Source organism: Shewanella sp. GXUN23E (genome assembly GCF_050865035.1).
Taxonomy (GTDB): Bacteria; Pseudomonadota; Gammaproteobacteria; order Enterobacterales; family Shewanellaceae; genus Shewanella.
In genome coordinates this window covers 92,969-111,571 of sequence record NZ_JBOZWP010000010.1, presented here as the reverse complement: position 1 = coordinate 111,571, position 18,603 = coordinate 92,969, and the positions used below count along the sequence as shown (strand labels likewise).

Here is an 18,603-nt window from a genome sequence, read left to right as displayed (position 1 = left end):
ACATGGCAAGGCGCAGCGCAAAAACAGAGAAAGCAGCAGCGCGATAATATGGAAGTCAGCCGCAAACGGAGAGCAGGCTTACTTTGGACATAAAAAAGCACCTCTCTGAGGTGCTTTCAATTGGGATGCCGGATTAGTTCCAGCCGCGCTCAGGGTAGAGCCACAGGTGCACTGTCACTTCGTCGCGGTCGTGGTACAGGTGCTTGCAGCTGATGCGGAAATCTTCCACGCCGTTTTCCCGCAGAATTTCATCCATGGTCGCGAGGATCTGGTGCACTTCTTTAAAGCGGCTCTTCATCGGCAATTTCAGGTTAAAGATCGCTTCTTTAAACCAGCCGTTAATCGCCCAGGCTTCCATCAGCTCGGCCACGCGGCTTGGCTTTTCTACCATATCGCACACCAGCCAGTAGATGTTCTTGCGTGGCGGCTCCCAGCGGAAACCATCGGCCATATGGTGTTTCACCTGACCGGTTTCCATCAACTTGTCATTCATTGGGCCGTTATCGATGGCATGCACCATCATGCCGCGGCGCACCAGTTGATAGGTCCAGCCGCCGGGACAGGCGCCCAGATCCACCGCATTTAAACCGCTGCGCAGACGGGTTTCCTGCTCCTCTTTCGGGATAAAGTGAATAAAGGCTTCATCCAGCTTGAGGGTTGAGCGACTTGGCGCATCGGCCGGAAACTTGAGGCGTGGAATACCGCCGAAATGAGGTGATGAATTGTTGCTGTAGGAGTAACCGGCATAAGCCTGACCCGGCGCCACAAAACACACATGGATAATGGGGCGGCGTGGGCTTTCTTTCTGCAGCAGGTTACCGTGTTTGCGCAGGCTCTGACGCAGCGGCACGGTAAACTTGCGACAAAATGCCGACAGCTCTTTGGATTCGTTGGTGTCCGGGGTTTCAACTCTCAGTTCACCGGCTTTTTCAACCTGACTCAGGGCCTCAACGATAGGCGTGACTCTGTCTTCCTGCGGCAAATCAGCCAGCAGTTCAGAGGCTGCAAACATCTGCCGGGCAAACACCAGCGAGTCCAGACTCAGCTCTTTGGCCAGGCGATCGGCATCGCCCTCGGCGAAACACTGGAAAATCACATAGGCATCATCACGGTTGGCTTTAACAAACCCACCGATATTCATTTCACCAGCACGCAGCTGGATTTCCGCCGCGCAGTCTTTTTCATAGCCGGCACGACAAAACAAAAACAGATTCTTCATTGGAAACTCAGGTTAATCCGGGCAGCGGCCCTAATACAGTCAGGGCTAACCAGCCCTGCCAACGCAGGAGCATGGCACCCTGCAAAATGGGCAGCAGTATAACATAAACAAAAAATGCGGCATGCACTCAGGTCAAACCAGAGTGCAACGCCGCATTTTCAGATACTGAACTTATTCAGATACTGGGCTTATTCAGATACTGGACTATCTCAGACGATGACTGATCTCAACGAAAAGACTCAGGCTTATGCCTGCTCGACCACCTTATCACGCCACAGTGCCACCGCGATCAGCAGCCAGCCAATCAGAAACAGGCCGCCGCCCATGGGCGTGATCGGACCGGTCCATTTGGTGCCCAGCAGGGCGTAAAGGTACAAAGAGCCGGAAAACAGCAGTATGCCACCGGCAAAACACCAGGCCGCCCAGCCCAGCAGTCTTGACTTAACCCAATGCCCGGCAAACGCCACCGCAATAATGGCAAAGGTATGATAGAACTGGTATTCCACGCCCAGATTAAAGATATCTATCATCTGCGGGGTAGCGATATGTTTAAGCCCATGAGCGCCAAACGCTCCCAATGCCACAGCCAGAAATCCGCTCAGGGATGCCAGCAACAACCAGCCTTTACGCATGTTTCTCTCCAAAAAACGCAACACAATAATCAACGGCAAGCGTCAGGTTAGCCACTAATGTGGTACCGGACGACTTGCGCGGCACAAAGCTGTGATCGCCATCAGGGATTGGCTTTATCGAGGTGTTAGTGCCAAGCGGCCAGATGCTTGCCCTGGCAAAGGAGCCAAAGCTGTCACGCTCCCCCTGCAGCACCAGTACCGGTACTTTGGCCTGCTGCAACGGTTCCAGCCTGGGTTCAGTCTCCCCGCCCACTTCTTTCTTGCGGGCAACAGGCATAAAGGGATACCCAAGGCACACCACACCGGCCACTTTACCGGCAACCAGGTCATCAGCCACCATTATGGCTGCCATCCGCGAGCCCATGGACTTGCCCATTAAATAGATCCGAGCGGCCCCGGCGTTAACGGCCAAATCAAGGTAATGCTCAAAGCACGCCAGTAAGTTGGGCGCCCTGTCCGGCGGTCTGCGCTTACCATCCCCGGCGCATTTTTGCATATAGGGAAAGTTAAAGCGCACCACACACATGCCTTTGGCCGCAAGCCCTTTGGCCATAGCGGCCATAAATTCATGGTTCATGTCAGCGCCTGCGCCATGAGCCAAGAGCACCAGATCGCCACCGACCTTCAGCTCGCCATCAACAAGCACATGGCCAGCATCAATCTCAGCCTGGAAGCAGTTCACTGCGTGACTCCTCGGCAAACATATCCAGCATCCACTCGCGGAATGCAGCGATTTTGCCCTGCTCAGCATGGCTTTGCTGACACACCAGATAGTAGGCGTCCTTACTGACCAGCACTTCCTGGAACGGACAGACCAGACGACCGGCCTTGATATCCGGCCGCGCCAGCACGCTGTAGCCCAGTGCCACGCCCTGACCATGGGCGGCAGCCTGCAGCACCAAAGAGGAATGGCTGAAAATCGGCCCCTGATTGACATTGACATCCGTCACGCCGCACTGGCGGAACCACGCCTGCCAGTCCTGACGGCTGGAATCGTGCAGCAGGGTATGGAATTTAAGATCGGCGGGCTTTTCCAGCGGCTTGGGACCATTGAGCAGCAAGGGTGAGCACACAGGAATGAGCACTTCATTACGCAGTTTGTCGGCGCGCACCCCGGGCCAGTTACCCTGGCCGTAATAAATCGCCACATCCACATCATCGGTCAGGCTGGCGGAATCTGAGTCCACCGCCTTGATGCGCACATCGATGTCAGGATTCTTTTCACTGAACTTGGCTAATCTTGGCACCAGCCACTGAATAGCAAAACTGGGCGACATGGCCACCGTCAGCGAGCCTATCGCGCCGCGGGCCAGCAGACGGTCGGTGGCTTCTCCCAACTGCACGAAAATATCTTTGATATCGAGAAAATAGCTCTGACCTTCTTCAGTCAGCAGCAAAGAGCGGTTTTTGCGGCGGAACAGTTTCAATCCCAGAAACTCTTCCAACGCCTTGATTTGGTGGCTGACGGCCGCCTGAGTCACGAACAGCTCTTCAGCTGCGCGGGTAAAACTCAGATGACGCGCAGCGGCCTCGAACGCTTTGACCGCATTGAGCGGAGGTAAACGCCTGGACATAGTGGTCACTTCCCTTGTCTATGTATCTGACCGGCAAAAGTGCCGATCGCTACCCAGCCTGTATGAAGAACATGTTGGTGCAAGACTGGATTAGTTTTTCTAATCGCGATTGTGACATTTTCTTGGGCAAAAAGGCCAGCTAATCCAGTCAGTTTCCACACCTGTCTGGCGACTTTTGTGACAAACGGACATAAAAAAGCCGCATCATCAGATGCGGCCTCAGATCCGGAGTAGGATTAAGGACGATACACCTTCACATTGGTGAAGCCCTGCTCCTGCAAATACAGCGCCTGCAGCTTGCTCATTACGCCACGCTCACAGTACAGCAGGTAGGTTTTGCTGCGGTCCAGATCGGCAAACTGGGTCGCCAGTTTGAAGAAAGGGATCACCTTCACGTCCACACCGTCGATTTCCAGTGGCTGCTTCTCTTCCTCTTCCGGCGCACGGATATCCACCACGATTTCCTGGGCACCAACAGAGTTCACGGTTTCAGTTTCAGTCACTTTGGTGTCCATGCTGGCAGCTATCTCCCGGATATCGATAATCTTGGCCTCTTCCAGCACCTTATCGATAAGGTCCCCGGAAAACTTCTTCTCTTCTTCTTCGATTTTGGCCAGCACAGCCTTCACCGTTGGGCGCTGGGAAATCACCCCACAGTATTCAGGCATGGACTTGGCGAAATCTTCAGTGCCGATACGACGGCTTTCGTTGATGATGTCCTGCTTATCCATGGTGATCAGCGGGCGCAGGATCAGCAGATCCGTGCAGCGGTCAATCACATTCAGGTTAGTCAGGGTTTGGCTGGAGACCTGACCCAGACTCTCACCGGTGACCAGCGCCTGAATGCCCATGCGCTCAGCTACCCGGGCGGCAGTGCGCATCATCATACGCTTTAAGATCACGCCCATCTGGCCGTTATCGATTTTCTCCAGGATCTCAGCCACCACAGGCTCAAAAGGCACTGACACAAACTTCACCTTATGGGACTCGCCATAAGTCTTCCACAGGTGATAAGCCACCTGCTTCACGCCAATCTCATGCTGAGCGCCACCCAGATTGAAGAAGCAGTAATGGGTACGGGCGCCTTTCTTGATGAACTGGAAGCTGGAGACGCCTGAGTCGAAACCACCGGAGATCAGTGACAGCACATCTTCCTGGGTCGCCATAGGGAAACCACCCAGACCGTCGATGCGCTCCTCCACCATGTAGAGCTTCTGCTTGTCGATTTCCAGGTTGATGGTCATGTCAGGGTCTTTCAGTTTTACGCCTGCCGCTTCTGTGTGCTGGTTCAGACCACCACCGACATAACGCTCCACTTCAATGGATTTGAAGTCATGCTGACCGACACGTTTTACCCGCACACAGAAGGTTTTGCCCTTCAGTTGGTCACGGTAGACCGGCAGCGCATGCTGATAAATATCATCAACGGTTTCAAAGGTGTATTCATTCACTTTCAGCGAGTGGGCAATGCCGGGGATACATTGCAGGCGCTCGGCGATCCGGTCAGCCAAATCGGCTTTGCCCTCAGGCACAACCACTACCAATTTATCCCACAGGTGCTGCACTTTGATGTCTTCATCAACCTTTTTGAGCACATTGCGGATATTGGTTTCGAGCATCTTGGTAAAGCGTTTCCTTACCGATTTGCTCTTCATCATGATTTCCGGATACAACTTAACGATAAACTTCATGGGAGATCCAAAGGACTGTGTTTCCAAATAGCGATCCGGTGATTATACCAAACACAGGCTGACGGACGCACCCTGTTTGGGCCATCGCGGGTTCAGAGAGATAAATCAAAGGGATTAAGCCCATCAAATGATGGGCTTATGAATACTCAGTTGGAGGATTTTTCGACCGATATCTCATCGGACTCTTTAGCCTTGCCCTGCTCAATGGCAATTTCAACCCGGCGGTTGCGGGCCCGGTTGGCGGCAGAATTATTGGGAACCAAAGGGTTGTTCGAGGCCATGCCCACCACTTTCATCCGCTGCTGATCTATACCCTTAACTTTGGCCAGCTCCTGTGCGACAGATACCGCCCGGGTTGCAGACAAATCCCAGTTGGACGAATAAAGCTCGTTGCTGATCACCATATCATCGGTATAACCTGCCACGGTGATCACCCCGGGCACGTCCTTGAGCGTCTCACCTATGGTACGAATGATGGGCTTAACCTTGGGTTGCAAAAAGCCTGAGCCGGATGCAAAGGAACCTTTTTCGCGAATACGGATAATGATTTGCTGACCTAAAGACTCAAGCTCCACGGCGCCATCTATGATTTCCTGCTCCAGCTTCTCCGCCAGCTTTTTCACCTGATCATTGACCTGCTCCTGCTCCGAGCTGGTTTGATTTTCCGCTGAGGATGCCGAGCTTTGTGACGCGGTGGCCGCCGTCTGTCCACCCCGCTGCTGACCTTCCTGAGACTGGACACCGCCGCTGCTGTCATCTTCACCGGCCTGCACATTGACGCTTTGTTCCGTCATTTCATTGGTCTGCTGATTGATGATCTCAATCGGGGTAGGATCAGGCCTGCCGGGACGAAACTCCAGTGCAATCACCGACGTGCCTTTGGGAATATCTTTGACGTTGACTTTATTCTGCACCCCGAAGGCATACTTCATCGAGCCGGCGATCTGCTTGAACTTCACCACATCCATTTCGGAAAACGCCAGCAACAGCACAAAGAAGCACATCAGCAGTGACATCAAATCGGCAAAGGTTGCCAGCCACATAGGTGCGCCCGGTGGTGGACAGTCACACTTCTTCTGGGCCACGGCTTACTCTCCGCCTGTGGTGTCGACTTTACGTTTACCCTCATTGAGGTAATTCTTCAGGAAACTCTCAATGACCCGGGGATTTTGCCCATCCTGAATGGCCAGTACGGCATCCATGATGAGGTTTTTAACCATCACCTCTTCCGCCATGCGAAGTTGCAGTTTATCCGCTATCGGAATCGCCACCATGTTGGCCAGCATGGCGCCATATAGAGTGGTCAACAGCGCCACCGCCATCGCAGGACCGATGGATTTGGGGTCATCCATGTTGGATAGCATGGCCACCAGCCCCACCAGGGTACCGATCATCCCCATCGCCGGTGCCACATCGCCCAGCGCTTTGAAAATACTGACTCCGGCTTTGTGTCGCTCTTCAGTCAGGCTAATGTCTTTCTCCAGCGCCTCACGCACCACATCGCCGTCATGGCCGTCCACCAGCATATCGACTGCGCGCTGCATAAAAGGATTGGAGATTTGCGCTTCTTCCAGTGCCAGAAAGCCACCTTTGCGGGCAGCATCAGCCATAGTCACTGATTGTTCAATCAGATCTTCCGGCTTATCCAGTTTGAACATAAAGGCTTTGACGAAAATTTTACCCGCGCCGATCACTGAGCCCAGGTTGAATTTCATCATGACCACAAACAGTGAGCCACCAAACACAATGAGTACCGAGGGAATGTCGATAAAGATGGAAAGGCCACCACTGGTTACCATGGCGCCGACAACGAAACCAAATCCCCCCAAGATACCTATGAGTGTCGCTAAATCCACTGAATGCTCCTAAATCAACAAGGTACAACTGCGTACCCAAATCCCCAAAATACACCCCGGAACTGATCTGCCAGCCTTGCGCCAGTCCAGTAACCAGTCCTTTCTGCCATTTGAAATCAGGATGACACCTGTTCTCAGTTATCGGTCAGGTTCAAGGGAAGTTTAGCTTCATTTTAATTTTTCTAACAAAATTTCCCTAATAAAGCGTGCTGTTGAGCAAATATCCAACGTCCTGATTTGACCCCAACTGCGCCCTGAGATACCTTGTGCAAGCCTGAATATTAGGAAAGACAAAGTGGCCAAAAAACCGGAAAATCTCAGTTTTGAAGAGTCCCTTGCCGAGCTGGAACACATAGTGAACCAACTGGAGCGTGGAGAAATCCCGCTGGACGACGCACTCAAGCAATTTGAGCGTGGCATATCCCTGGTAAGAAACAGCCAGGCCAAGCTGGAACAGGCACAGCAAAAAGTTGCCATTCTGATGCAAGCCGATGAACAAGCCCCCCTGTCGAGCTACAACACCGAGGTAGAATAAGCGTGTTAGCCGATGCGATTACCGGGTATCAACAACGGGTTGATACCCAGCTTAAAGTGCACCTCAATGCACTGGATGACCAAGCTGCCACATTGAAAGCTGCCATGACCCATGGTGCCCTTATCGGCGGCAAACGAATCCGTCCCTTTTTGGTTTACAGTGTCGGTCAGATGCTCGGTGTGCCCCTAGGCAAACTCGATGCCTGTGCCGCCGCCATTGAATGTATTCATGCCTATTCCCTGATCCATGATGATCTGCCGGCGATGGATGACGACCACCTGCGCCGTGGTCAGCCCACTGTTCATATAGCCTTTGATGAGGCCAGCGCAATTTTAGCCGGTGACGCCCTGCAAACACTGGCCTTTGAGATTCTCAGTCAACCCATCGATGGGTTAACGCCAGGCCAACAGCTCAGGCTGGTATCAGCATTGGCCAAAGCATCCGGTTATCAGGGAATGTGTGGCGGTCAGGCGATCGATCTGGCCAGCGAAGGCAAGCGTATTGATTTGCCGACACTGACCCGATTGCATAACAAAAAAACCGGCGCCCTGATCCGCTGCGCGGTTGAGTTGGCACTGATTTGCGCCGATGCCAATGATGCCGATCGTAAAGCCCTGCTGACCTATGCCGATGCCATCGGGCTGGCATTTCAGGTGCAGGATGACATTCTGGACATTACCGCAACCACCGAAGAGTTGGGCAAACCACAGGGCTCTGACACTGAGGCAGATAAAAGCACCTTCCCTCAGTTGCTGGGGTTGGATGGTGCCATCGCCAGTGCGAACGGACTGGTCGCCGATGCCCTGTCAGCACTGCAGACTTTGCCGTACAATAGCCAGTTAATTGCAGACTTTGCCCGATATATTGTCGAGCGAAGAGTATAACAAGAGATAAAGTTGCTCATTATGAGTTTGGACATATCGCATTACCCCCTGTTGGCACAGGCCAACACCCCGGAAGAGTTGCGCCAGCTGCCGCCCTCTGTATTGCCACAGGTGGCCGATGAGCTGCGTGAGTTCCTGCTCAAGTCCGTGGGCATTTCCAGCGGTCACTTTGCCTCCGGTCTGGGGACAGTGGAACTGACTGTTGCGCTCCACTATGTATATAACACGCCTTTTGATCGCCTGATCTGGGACGTGGGTCATCAGGCCTATCCGCACAAAATTCTCACTGGCCGCCGTGACCGCATGCCAACCATTCGTCAGAAAAATGGTCTGCACCCTTTCCCATGGCGGGAAGAAAGTGAATACGACACCTTCAGCGTGGGTCATTCCGGCACTTCTGTGTCCGCCGCGCTGGCAATGGCAGTCGCCGCCGAAAAAGAAGGCGCCGGCCGTAAAGTGGTTGCCGTGATCGGCGATGGTGCCATGACTGGTGGCATGGTGTTTGAAGCCATGAACCACGCCGGCGATCTGCACAACGATATGTTGGTTGTCCTGAATGACAACGAGATGTCCATTTCCGAGAATGTCGGCGCACTGAACAACCACCTGGCCAAACTCATGTCAGGTCGTTTCTACACCACCATCCGTGAAGGCGGCAAAAAAGTGCTCAAAGGCATGCCGGTTATCAAGGAAATGGCCAAGCGCACCGAAGAGCACCTCAAAGGAATGGTGGTTCCCGGCACGCTATTTGAGGAGCTGGGCTTTAACTATATCGGCCCCATCGACGGCCATGATGTGAACGCTCTGGTGGAAACCATGAGCAATATGCGCAACCTGAAAGGGCCGCAGATCCTGCATATCATGACCAAAAAGGGTAAAGGCTATGAGCCTGCCGAGCGTGACCCTATCGGTTGGCATGCCGTACCCAAGTTTGATCCCAGCACTTTTGCCAAGCCTGCCAGTAAACCGGGCAAGCCCACTTTCTCACAGGTGTTTGGCAAGTGGCTGTGTGATGTCGCCGCCAAGGATGACAAAGTGCTGGGCATCACTCCGGCCATGCGTGAAGGCTCTGGCATGGTGGAATTCTCCCAGCGCTTCCCCAAGCAGTATTTCGATGCAGCTATCGCTGAGCAGCATGCTGTCACCCTGGGCGCAGGCTTTGCCTGTGAAGGTTACAAGCCTGTGGTCGCTATTTACTCGACCTTCCTGCAGCGTGGCTATGATCAGCTGATCCACGATGTCGCTTTGCAGAAACTGCCGGTCCTTTTTGCCATTGACCGTGGTGGTATTGTGGGTGCCGATGGTCCAACCCACCAGGGTGCCTTTGATTTGAGCTTTATGCGCTGTATCCCCAACATGGTGATCATGGCACCAAGCGATGAAAACGAATGCCGCCAGATGCTGTATACCGGCTATTGCTACAATGATGGCCCAACCGCCGTGCGTTACCCCCGTGGCAGTGCCACCGGCGCCGAGCAGGTTGAAGAAATGACCGCAATGGCAATCGGCAAAGGTCGCATTGTGCGTCAGGGCAACAGTGCCAATGGCAAGCGCATCGCCGTTCTGAACTTTGGTACCACTTTGGCTGCCGCGCTGGAAGCCGCTGAAGTGCTGGATGCCACTGTCGCGGATATGCGGTTTGTGAAACCACTGGATGAAGCCCTGGTCAGCCAGCTGGTTCAGGAACATGACGTCATAGTCACTGTGGAAGAGAATGCCATCAAAGGTGGTGCTGGCAGCGGCGTGCTGGAGTACATGGCAAGTCAGCAACTACTGAGGCCAACGTTACTTATCGGCCTGCCCGATGAGTTTATCAAGCACGGCGCACCGGAAGAGATCACCGCAGATCTCAAACTTGATGCCAAAGGTATTCTTGAGCAGATACAGCAATTTACTGCCTGAACAACGGTGAATCTATATTCCCGATGATAAAAAGCCCGGCCAGATGCCGGGTTTTTTATTGGGCTCAAACAGACCCAGCGGCATAACGCCGCGAAAACAAGATGTAACCTTACGCCTCAAACTTTCCACATTGGTGTAACCCGCTTCCATTTTTTGTGCTGCCTGCAGATAAATTCAGGCGACTTTCTTGCTCCTGATCACATCAATTAATTTCAACTGCTGGTAATTTTATTACCGAAACGAGCAGATTTGAACAACAGGAGAGTTTACATAACTCGTTGCTTATTAAGGATTTAACCCCTTTTGTCAGACACGACTTATGTGAATTTTTACTGACTTGAGAGGTGACCTATGGCCGCTAAATTCTTTATCCCTTCCGTGAACACTTTGGGTCAGGGCGCTCTGGACGATGCGATTAACGACATCAATGCCCTTGGTTTCAAACACGCGCTGATCGTCACCGATAAACCTCTGGTTGAAATAGGGCTGGCCGGTGAGTTAATTGAAAAACTCGGTGCCGGCGGCATCCAATCCACACTGTTTGATGGCGTGCAGCCCAACCCCACTGTCGGCAACGTTGAAGCAGGTTTGAAACTGCTGACAGACAACGGCTGTGACTTTGTGATCTCCTTTGGCGGTGGCTCGCCCCACGACTGTGCCAAAGGTATCGCTCTGGTCGCCACCAATGGCGGCTCCATCAAAGACTATGAAGGTGTCGATAAGTCTGCCAAGCCGCAACTGCCACTGGTGGCCATTAACACCACAGCAGGCACAGCCAGTGAGATGACCCGCTTCTGCATCATTACCGATGAAGCCCGCCATATAAAAATGGCGATTGTGGACAAACACACCACCCCGCTCCTGTCGGTCAACGACCCTGAGCTGATGCTGAAAAAACCAGCCGGGCTCACTGCAGCCACAGGTATGGATGCACTGACCCACGCCATCGAAGCCTATGTCTCGATTGCCGCCAACCCGATAACCGATGCCTGTGCCATCAAGGCGATTGAGCTTATCCACCAGAATCTGCAACTGGCCGTCAGGGATGGCAGTAATATTCAGGCCCGTGAGCAAATGGCGTACGCTCAGTTCCTTGCCGGTATGGCCTTTAACAACGCCTCTTTGGGTTATGTGCACGCCATGGCGCACCAGCTGGGTGGCATGTACGACCTGCCCCACGGCGTGTGCAATGCGTTGCTGCTGCCTTATGTTCAGCAATACAACGCTCAGGTTGCTGCCGCTCGCCTGAAAGATGTCGCCAAAGCCATGGGCGTGGACGTGACAGATATGAACGATGAACAGGGTGCGCAGGCTGCGATTGCTGCCATTAAGGCGCTGGCAGCATCAATCAATATTCCCGCCAGTCTGACTGAGCTGGGCGTACAGGAAGCAGATATCCCAACACTGGCCGAAAACGCCTTGAAGGATGCCTGTGGCCTGACCAATCCCAAACAGGCAACCCATGAAGAAATCTGCCAGATCTTCAGAAACGCTCTGTAATACCAACTCCGTTAATAGTTTGATCAATTCAGAGCGTGTCAGGGTTTCTATGTGCTTGATACTGTGCTCAGCCGTCTTGACATAGCAGCACTATGACTTCGCCACCTCGCAAACCACATGGATGTGGCGAATGTCATTAACGCACGACTGCTTGGATGCAAGAGGTAGAGCAACGCAGGAGCTGTTGCCAGGGAGCGGTTAATGACCTTGTCTCAAGCGCATTGAACTCCCGCTGAAACAGATCAACTATTAAATGAAATTGGGATAAGTAAGGCACCTGACTAACCCAGTCGCGGCCGGGGAAATGCAATAACTGCCTGGCAAATACGCAATAAATGAGGGTATCAAAGCCACCTGCGGGTGGCTTTTTCTGTGATGACGCCATCAGATCCGCCCCCCCCCACCGCAGACACAAGCGGAACCCGCAACAATACGCCCTGGCATCCCAATTACCTGAACTCCCGGTTCAAGTGCCTTAAACCACTTCTTGCCACACATGTTGCATTACATATTTCAGCGCGCAAACGACTAACGTTGCCAAGCCCGACATTGGCTGTCTGTGACGGTCTCTGCCAATACCAGTCAACTGAATCCTGGCATTTACGCCAGAGATGGCAATCCCGGACATTTACAGCTGACATCCATTCAGCGAGTGTCAATTCCAGGTGGCACCGCACAACGCCTTCAGTTTTAACGCGTTACCAGCCAACGGAGAGTTATGTCGCAGTCGCCGCTTCCGTCATTTTGTGTGGCCAGCACGCAGCACCCGTCTCACACTTCGGTCGCTGATGGCTTGACCCAGGCGAAAAAGCTCACCATGATGAAAAAAATGGCATTTCAGGGAGCGGTTCAATGACAGCAATTACCCAGGTATACAACTACACCGTCAGAACAATGAAACAGCCGGATGTCGAGGCATTTGACTGGCACACCCATGTAGAGATGAATCACTCCAGTGAAATAGCGCTGGATCGGGTTTACCGCTGGCACAACCAGGATGGAACTCAGGAGCTGGATCGCGGCGCCTTGGTCGTTAAAAAGCAATCTGATCGCCCGGTGTATTATGGGTTACTGCACGAACGGGTTAACAGTGACAATCATGTACTGGCCACATTCAAACTGATCCAGGATGAATCTCAGGCCGAAGTGGATATCGATGAAGTATTCCAGTACCTGTTGGATGACTTTATGCAAAAAATCAGTCAGTAAGTGCCAGCTTGCGGGTAACCCCCAACGCCGGATGAGCATGGATAAATAATCGCTGATTGTCCATGCTCAACGCTTTTCTTCGGTGTGACTGATAATAATTAATCACAGATCACATACTGACAAAAAAAACGCCACTCAGCCGCCATTAAAACCTTCATTTCAAAACAAACAATTCATTATTTTTCAAATAATTAAAGATGCAAAGTTAGCATTAATTGCATTTTAGCCCGCTAACCAGCGAATTGTTGTATTTTTACTACACTGCTATGATTCCTGTCCAATATCAGCCCATCTGTCGCTGAGCCGGTCATCGCGTACCCAACCAAAATCAATCAACACGCCGACGCCGGACCCAAATTCTGTTTTTTCTTCAAGGAGCATACGACAATGCAAGCGCAACCCAATGTGGTTATCGTCGGCGGCGGAGCCGGCGGTATGGAAATTGCCACCAAACTGGGTCATAAACTGGGCCGAAAAGGCAAAGCCAGAGTGACTCTGGTCGATTGTGCCGACAGCCATGTGTGGAAACCACTGCTGCACGAAGTGGCTACCGGTGCACTCGATGTGGGTATTGATGCCCTCAACTATCGCAGTCACGCAGCCGCCCACGGCTACCATTTCCAGCAGGGCGCAATGACCGACATCGACCGTGAGCAGCGTCAGGTGATCCTGGCTCCCATCTTTGATGACAATGGTGCCGAGCTACTGCCATCCCGTCGTGTCGACTATGACTATCTGGTGATCGCCATCGGCTCCATTGCCAACGATTTCCGTATTCCCGGCGTCCGTGAATATTGCGAATTCCTCGACAGCACTGAAGAAGCCATGGCCATCCGTAAACGCCTGCTGAACAAGTTCATGCGTTATGCCCGCCACGAACAGCTGCAGGATAAGATCAAGATTGCTGTAGTCGGCGCCGGTGCAACCGGTGTAGAGATGTCTGCCGAAATGCACCATGCCGTTGAACAGCTGCGCGGCTTTGGCTACAAGATAGACAACAGCCTTCTGGAAGTGACGCTGATTGAAGCTGACAGCCGTATTCTGCCCAAGGTTGAAAAGGCGGAAATCTCCGAGTCGGTAACCCGCGAATTGCAGAAACTGGGCGTCAATGTAATGACCAACACCCGCATTACCCGCGTTGATGCCAAGAGTCTGACCACGGCAGAGGGCGTCGAGTTGCCAGCAGATATGGTGATCTGGTCTACCGGCGTTAAAGCGCCGGATTTCCTGAAAAATATTGCCGGACTGGAGAGCAATGCCATCAACCAGGTGATGGTAAAGCAGAACATGCAAACCACTCTGGATGAGCGTATCTTTGCCATCGGTGACTGTGCGGCCTGTCCACAGCCGGATGGCAGCTTTGTACCGCCACGCGGCCAGAGCGCCCGTCAGATGGCACTGATGACCGCAGATAACATCATGCTGATGATCGACGGTCAGGCGCCACGTCACGAGTATCTGTACAAAGATCTGGGCTCACTGGTGAACCTGTCCCGCTTCCATACCGTGGGTAACCTGATGTCCTTCATCGGCGGTGGTGTGCTGGTTGAAGGCAAGATTGCCCGCTTCGTGTACACCTCACTGTACCGCCGTCATCTGATTGAACTGCACGGTGTGGTACGCGGCACTCTGCTGATGCTGGCCAAAGGTATCAGCCGTATCATTCATCCGCACCTCAAGCTGCACTGATCCTGCGACAAACAATGATGCCCGGTATTAACCGGGCATCATAGACGGCATGCAGGCCGCCAGCCACTTCAACATATCATTCCTTTATCAGATCAAATCAGATAGTTATAAAGCCAAAACTTGGATTACCCGGGTGTTTAAAATGACTCGCCCCGGAACCAGTATGGGTGCGAATAAACAGCCAAAACTGGCAAGTAAAGCCTATTTCAATCCCAACCTGACTTTCGCCTCTGCCGCATCAAAATGATCCCGCCGGAAGTTGTGTGCTTCGGTGTTAAACACACAATCATTGAAATCAAACACACTTTGCCCAGCGAATGCCAGATAGAAATATTTCAGGGTTTCGGCAAAAAAATAGGTGGCCAGATAATCTTTTGGCGCCTTGCTGCTTACATCCTCAACAGCATGAAAAGCCAGCGAATTTCGGCAGCAGGCGTTGATATCGCGCCAATAGGTTTTCACCATCTCCAGATAGGTATCATCACCGGTTAACTGGTGCAGATAATAGGCAGATTCGATGATCTCCGGATTCAGCTCCGAGTTGGCATACTCAACTCTGTCCTCACCATAGTGATAACGAGTGGGCAGCAGGTGGTGTTTCTGCCACATCCAGTGCCAGCTATGCTGGTTTTTCGCCGCATTCTGCACATCTCCTGACAGCGCCTGAATCGCGGGAAAAAAGGCGTCATACAGGGACACTGAGCGTTTGAGTATCTTGCCGCTGTCCATGTCCACTATGGTATAAAACCTGTGTCCCTCAAAATCATCAGCCAGATATTGATTGATGGCGCTGATACTGGCCTGCCACACCGCCTGGATCTCGGCGTCGGGAAACAGGATCAGGCTCTTGTACAGGTATTCATAATAAGAGTCCACACCGGCCTGAAGATGGTGCCAGCGGGTCCCCACCCATTCGCCGGTTTCCACATCGATATTCTCACCGGGAAGGCCAATTTCACTGCGACGTTCAAACACCGCCATCGTGGCCCGTTTGGCAGCCTGATAGTATTTGGGATCACGACTGTAATAACTGAGAATGCCAAACTCAAACAGGTAGGTCGCCGCCTGGGCGACATTCACCACCCGGCCCTCGCCCTCACCTTTGTTTCCAGCCGTCTTACCGGTTCTCAAATTGACCGAGTGATAAGGCATGCCAGTAGGGGAATCAAAAGCTGGCAGCAGTCGGTCGGCAAAATCCACAGCCTTTGCCAGTACCGCAGGATCCTGACTGTCGTCATACATAGCCAGCAATCCACCCAGAATTCGAATATTGACCTCGAACACCTGCACATACACGTCTTTATCCCAGTCCATCTCCAGCGCATAGGTGCGGACTTCATCGGCCTCCTTATCCATGCCCATCACTTTCAAGGTGCTGTAGGCGTCGTAGGGCGAGATACCCAGAGAACTTTCATACCAGTTGAAGCCTTGCGCTGACAAAGGCAGCAACACATCATCGCCCCAGGCGTACTTCCGGTAGGCCTGCCAGCTGCGTTGCATTTCAGCCTTCACTTCCCGGGCGAGAGCGGGCGACGCGGTAACGCCGGGCCTGGCCCGAAGAACCTGCAGCTTGCCCGACTGAACGCCCTGCTGATGGCTGCAACCGCCAATGACCAGTAGCAGCAAAATGAGTACGCCCCTGAGCATAATGTATCTCCCTGATTATGTTTTTATTTATGGCTCATCTCGAACACCAGTTCCCCACCGGCAGCCAGCTCCGCATGCGTAAACTCAGGAACCTGGCGGACTTCACCGTTAAACAGCACCCGGCTGACATAGCCATCCGCGCTCCCCTGGCGCTTTACCTTCAGTTTGCGACCATTGTCCAGCGCCACTGTCACCTGCTTAAACTGAGGCGTCCCCAATACATAGATGCCACCAACCGGGTTGAGGGGATAAAAGCCCAGCGCGCTGAACACATACCAGGCCGACATCTGCCCCAGATCATCATTGCCTGCCAGCCCGTCCGGTGCCGCCAGATACATGGTGTCGCGGATTTCGCGAATACGCTGCTCCCCCTTCCATTTATCCCGGGTGTAGCTATACAGATAGGTCACGTGGTGCACAGGCTCGTTGCCGTGGGCGTACTGGCCAATCAATCCCGAGATATCCGGTGACACGTCCCCCTGCATCTCAGAGCTGACGCTGAACAGCTGATCCAGCTTGTCCACAAAGTCAGCTTCTGAGCCAAACAGGGAGATCAAACCGGGAACATCCTGGGGCACAAAAAAACTGTACTGCCAGGCATTGGCTTCGGTGTAGTCGGTATTTCTGTGCTCCACATAGGTGGGGTTAAAAGGCTCAACCCAATCGCCTTTCGCGGTTTTGCCCCGCATAAAGCCGGTACTTCTATCAAACAACTGACGATAGGCCTGGCTGCGCTGATTGAAGTATTCAAACTCCTTTTGTTTACCCAGGGCTTTGGCCAACTGAGCAATTGCCCAGTCGTCATAGGCATATTCCAGCGTCTTGGATACTGCCTCAATTTCGAGCTCGGAAGGGATATAGCCATATTGACGGAACAGATCGATACCGAATCTGTCCTGCATGGCGGATGCCTTGCAGGCCTCAAACAGCAGCTCAGGATCGGCCGTAGTCAGCCCTTTCAGATAGGCATCCACCAGCACAGGCACCGCATGGTAACCAATCATCACGTCGGTCTCGTTGGACATCAGATCCCAGGTCGGCAGCAGTCCGGTTTCCTGATAAAAGCCGAGCATGGACTTGACCATATCGTCCACCCGGCCTGGGTCTGTGATGGTTAACAGTGGATGCAGCGCCCTGAAGGTATCCCAAAGGGAAAACAGCGAATACTTGCCATAGCCGGGATTATCGTGACTGCTGCCATCCGCGCCGAAATAGCGGCCATCCACATCATGGAAGATTTGGGGTGCGGTAAAAGCATGATAAAGCGCAGTATAAAACTTGGTCTTGTTAACTTTGCTGTCGTCTTCAACGTCGAACTTGCCAAGCTGTTCACGCCAGCGCTGCTCAGCGCGGTGGCGTGCAAGGTCAAAATGCCCAGGATTTTCAGCCGCCAGATTGGCTTTGGCACCATCGATGCTGACATAGGAGATACCTACTGCAACTTCCAGTGGCTTATCGCTGATATCGCCAAAATTCAGGACAATTTTGCCCTCTCTGCTGAGCAGTTGATCACCTTTAACCGCCATGGGCGTGGGATCCGGCTGATGCTCATTCAGGGTAAAAAGCGTGTGCGTAAAAGGCTGACTGAATCTGGCGGTGAAATAGACAGGCTGATACTTGGCCCAGCCGGTGGACAGACGATAGCCGGAGAGGGTGTAATCATCCTCAACCTTCAGCAGGGTCGAAACCGGTTTGTCGTAGTTTTGCGCGTAGCCCAGATCCACCAAAAGCTGAGCGTCTTCATCTCCCCTGAATTGGTAACGGTGAAACCCCACTCGCTCAGACGCAGTCAGCTCAACCTTGACTGATTCTTCGGGTAGACCAAGTTGATAATAACCGGCAGCAGCCTGTTCATCGTCATGGCTGTAGTGGCTGAAAATGCGGCCTTTGTCATCCCGCTGCCGCTTGAGATAGTCACCGCGAAACGGCATCACCAGCACATCCAGCAGATCGCCCACACCTGTGCCTGACAAATGAGTGTGACTGAAGCCTACCAGCACATTGTCTGAATAGTGATAACCCGAGGTCCAGTCCCAACCTTTGGAAGGGTTGTCCGGACTGAGCTGAACCATACCAAAAGGCACAAAAGGCCCCGGGAAGGTGTGACCATGGCCACCAGTGCCGATAAAAGGGTCAACGTATTTCAGCGGGTCCTGGCTGCTGACGCTCGCCAGTTCGTTATCCGCCACATTGGCGCAGGCTGTCAGGCTGAAAAGCACACACGCAGAGGTAAGGTATTTAGAAAAGGATATCCTTATATTCATT

The 18,603-nt window shown here is 52.9% G+C and carries 15 protein-coding genes; 6 read left to right on the top strand and 9 right to left on the bottom strand.

What is annotated here, in order from left to right; genetic code table 11:
• Nucleotides 1–133 precede the first annotated feature (133 nt).
• The 7 genes from rlmM to pomA form a co-directional block, all read right to left on the bottom strand.
• Nucleotides 134–1,219: a 23S rRNA (cytidine(2498)-2'-O)-methyltransferase RlmM gene (rlmM, locus tag ACRRUX_RS10955; protein ID WP_432530136.1), complete on the bottom strand. Its 1,086-nt coding sequence runs from the start codon at nucleotides 1,217–1,219 to the stop codon at nucleotides 134–136.
• Between the two features lie 245 nt (nucleotides 1,220–1,464).
• Nucleotides 1,465–1,851, bottom strand: coding sequence for a DUF423 domain-containing protein (locus ACRRUX_RS10950; protein ID WP_432530134.1), 387 nt, complete (start codon nucleotides 1,849–1,851; stop codon nucleotides 1,465–1,467).
• Entirely contained in the window at nucleotides 1,844–2,512 is a 669-nt protein-coding gene (locus tag ACRRUX_RS10945) for an alpha/beta family hydrolase (protein ID WP_432530225.1), read from the bottom strand. Before ACRRUX_RS10945 ends, ACRRUX_RS10950 begins: the two co-directional genes overlap by 8 nt.
• A 1-nt stretch (nucleotide 2,513) precedes the next feature.
• Nucleotides 2,514–3,425 carry a transcriptional regulator GcvA gene (locus ACRRUX_RS10940; protein WP_432530132.1) on the bottom strand — a complete coding sequence of 304 codons (912 nt, stop codon included), beginning with the start codon at nucleotides 3,423–3,425 and terminating at the stop codon, nucleotides 2,514–2,516.
• A 236-nt stretch (nucleotides 3,426–3,661) separates the two neighbouring features.
• Nucleotides 3,662–5,116 (bottom strand): tRNA uracil 4-sulfurtransferase ThiI, encoded by a 1,455-nt coding sequence (thiI, locus tag ACRRUX_RS10935; protein ID WP_432530130.1) that lies wholly within the window; start codon nucleotides 5,114–5,116, stop codon nucleotides 3,662–3,664.
• A gap of 146 nt (nucleotides 5,117–5,262) precedes the next feature.
• A complete protein-coding gene (locus ACRRUX_RS10930) occupies nucleotides 5,263–6,201 on the bottom strand; it encodes a flagellar motor protein MotB (protein ID WP_432530128.1) in 939 nt (312 codons plus the stop codon).
• Between the two features lie 3 nt (nucleotides 6,202–6,204).
• The gene (pomA, locus tag ACRRUX_RS10925) at nucleotides 6,205–6,972 is read right to left on the bottom strand and encodes a flagellar motor protein PomA (RefSeq protein WP_432530126.1); all 768 of its coding nucleotides are present in this window, start codon (nucleotides 6,970–6,972) and stop codon (nucleotides 6,205–6,207) included.
• A 295-nt stretch (nucleotides 6,973–7,267) separates the two neighbouring features.
• On the opposite strand from pomA, the gene xseB reads away from it, so the two are divergent.
• The 6 genes from xseB to ACRRUX_RS10895 all read left to right on the top strand — a co-directional run bounded on the left by xseB (nucleotide 7,268) and on the right by ACRRUX_RS10895 (nucleotide 14,691).
• Nucleotides 7,268–7,507 (top strand): exodeoxyribonuclease VII small subunit, encoded by a 240-nt coding sequence (gene xseB / locus ACRRUX_RS10920; protein ID WP_432530124.1) that lies wholly within the window; start codon nucleotides 7,268–7,270, stop codon nucleotides 7,505–7,507.
• Nucleotides 7,508–7,509: 2 nt separating this feature from the next.
• Nucleotides 7,510–8,391 carry a (2E,6E)-farnesyl diphosphate synthase gene (gene ispA / locus ACRRUX_RS10915; RefSeq protein ID WP_432530122.1) on the top strand — a complete coding sequence of 294 codons (882 nt, stop codon included), beginning with the start codon at nucleotides 7,510–7,512 and terminating at the stop codon, nucleotides 8,389–8,391.
• A 21-nt stretch (nucleotides 8,392–8,412) separates the two neighbouring features.
• Nucleotides 8,413–10,293, top strand: coding sequence for a 1-deoxy-D-xylulose-5-phosphate synthase (gene dxs / locus ACRRUX_RS10910; RefSeq protein WP_432530120.1), 1,881 nt, complete (start codon nucleotides 8,413–8,415; stop codon nucleotides 10,291–10,293).
• A 351-nt stretch (nucleotides 10,294–10,644) separates the two neighbouring features.
• Entirely contained in the window at nucleotides 10,645–11,793 is a 1,149-nt protein-coding gene (yiaY, locus tag ACRRUX_RS10905) for an L-threonine dehydrogenase (protein ID WP_432530118.1), read from the top strand.
• A gap of 852 nt (nucleotides 11,794–12,645) precedes the next feature.
• Nucleotides 12,646–13,002: a cytoplasmic protein gene (locus tag ACRRUX_RS10900; RefSeq protein WP_432530116.1), complete on the top strand. Its 357-nt coding sequence runs from the start codon at nucleotides 12,646–12,648 to the stop codon at nucleotides 13,000–13,002.
• Between the two features lie 387 nt (nucleotides 13,003–13,389).
• The gene (locus tag ACRRUX_RS10895; RefSeq protein WP_432530114.1) at nucleotides 13,390–14,691 is read left to right on the top strand and encodes an NAD(P)/FAD-dependent oxidoreductase; all 1,302 of its coding nucleotides are present in this window, start codon (nucleotides 13,390–13,392) and stop codon (nucleotides 14,689–14,691) included.
• Between the two features lie 201 nt (nucleotides 14,692–14,892).
• Here the strand turns inward: ACRRUX_RS10895 and ACRRUX_RS10890 are convergent, their stop codons facing one another.
• Both ACRRUX_RS10890 and ACRRUX_RS10885 read right to left on the bottom strand, forming a co-directional pair.
• Nucleotides 14,893–16,338 carry a glycoside hydrolase family 47 protein gene (locus tag ACRRUX_RS10890; protein ID WP_432530112.1) on the bottom strand — a complete coding sequence of 482 codons (1,446 nt, stop codon included), beginning with the start codon at nucleotides 16,336–16,338 and terminating at the stop codon, nucleotides 14,893–14,895.
• Between the two features lie 23 nt (nucleotides 16,339–16,361).
• Nucleotides 16,362–18,602 carry a GH92 family glycosyl hydrolase gene (locus tag ACRRUX_RS10885; protein WP_432530110.1) on the bottom strand — a complete coding sequence of 747 codons (2,241 nt, stop codon included), beginning with the start codon at nucleotides 18,600–18,602 and terminating at the stop codon, nucleotides 16,362–16,364.
• Nucleotide 18,603: the final 1 nt, after the last annotated feature.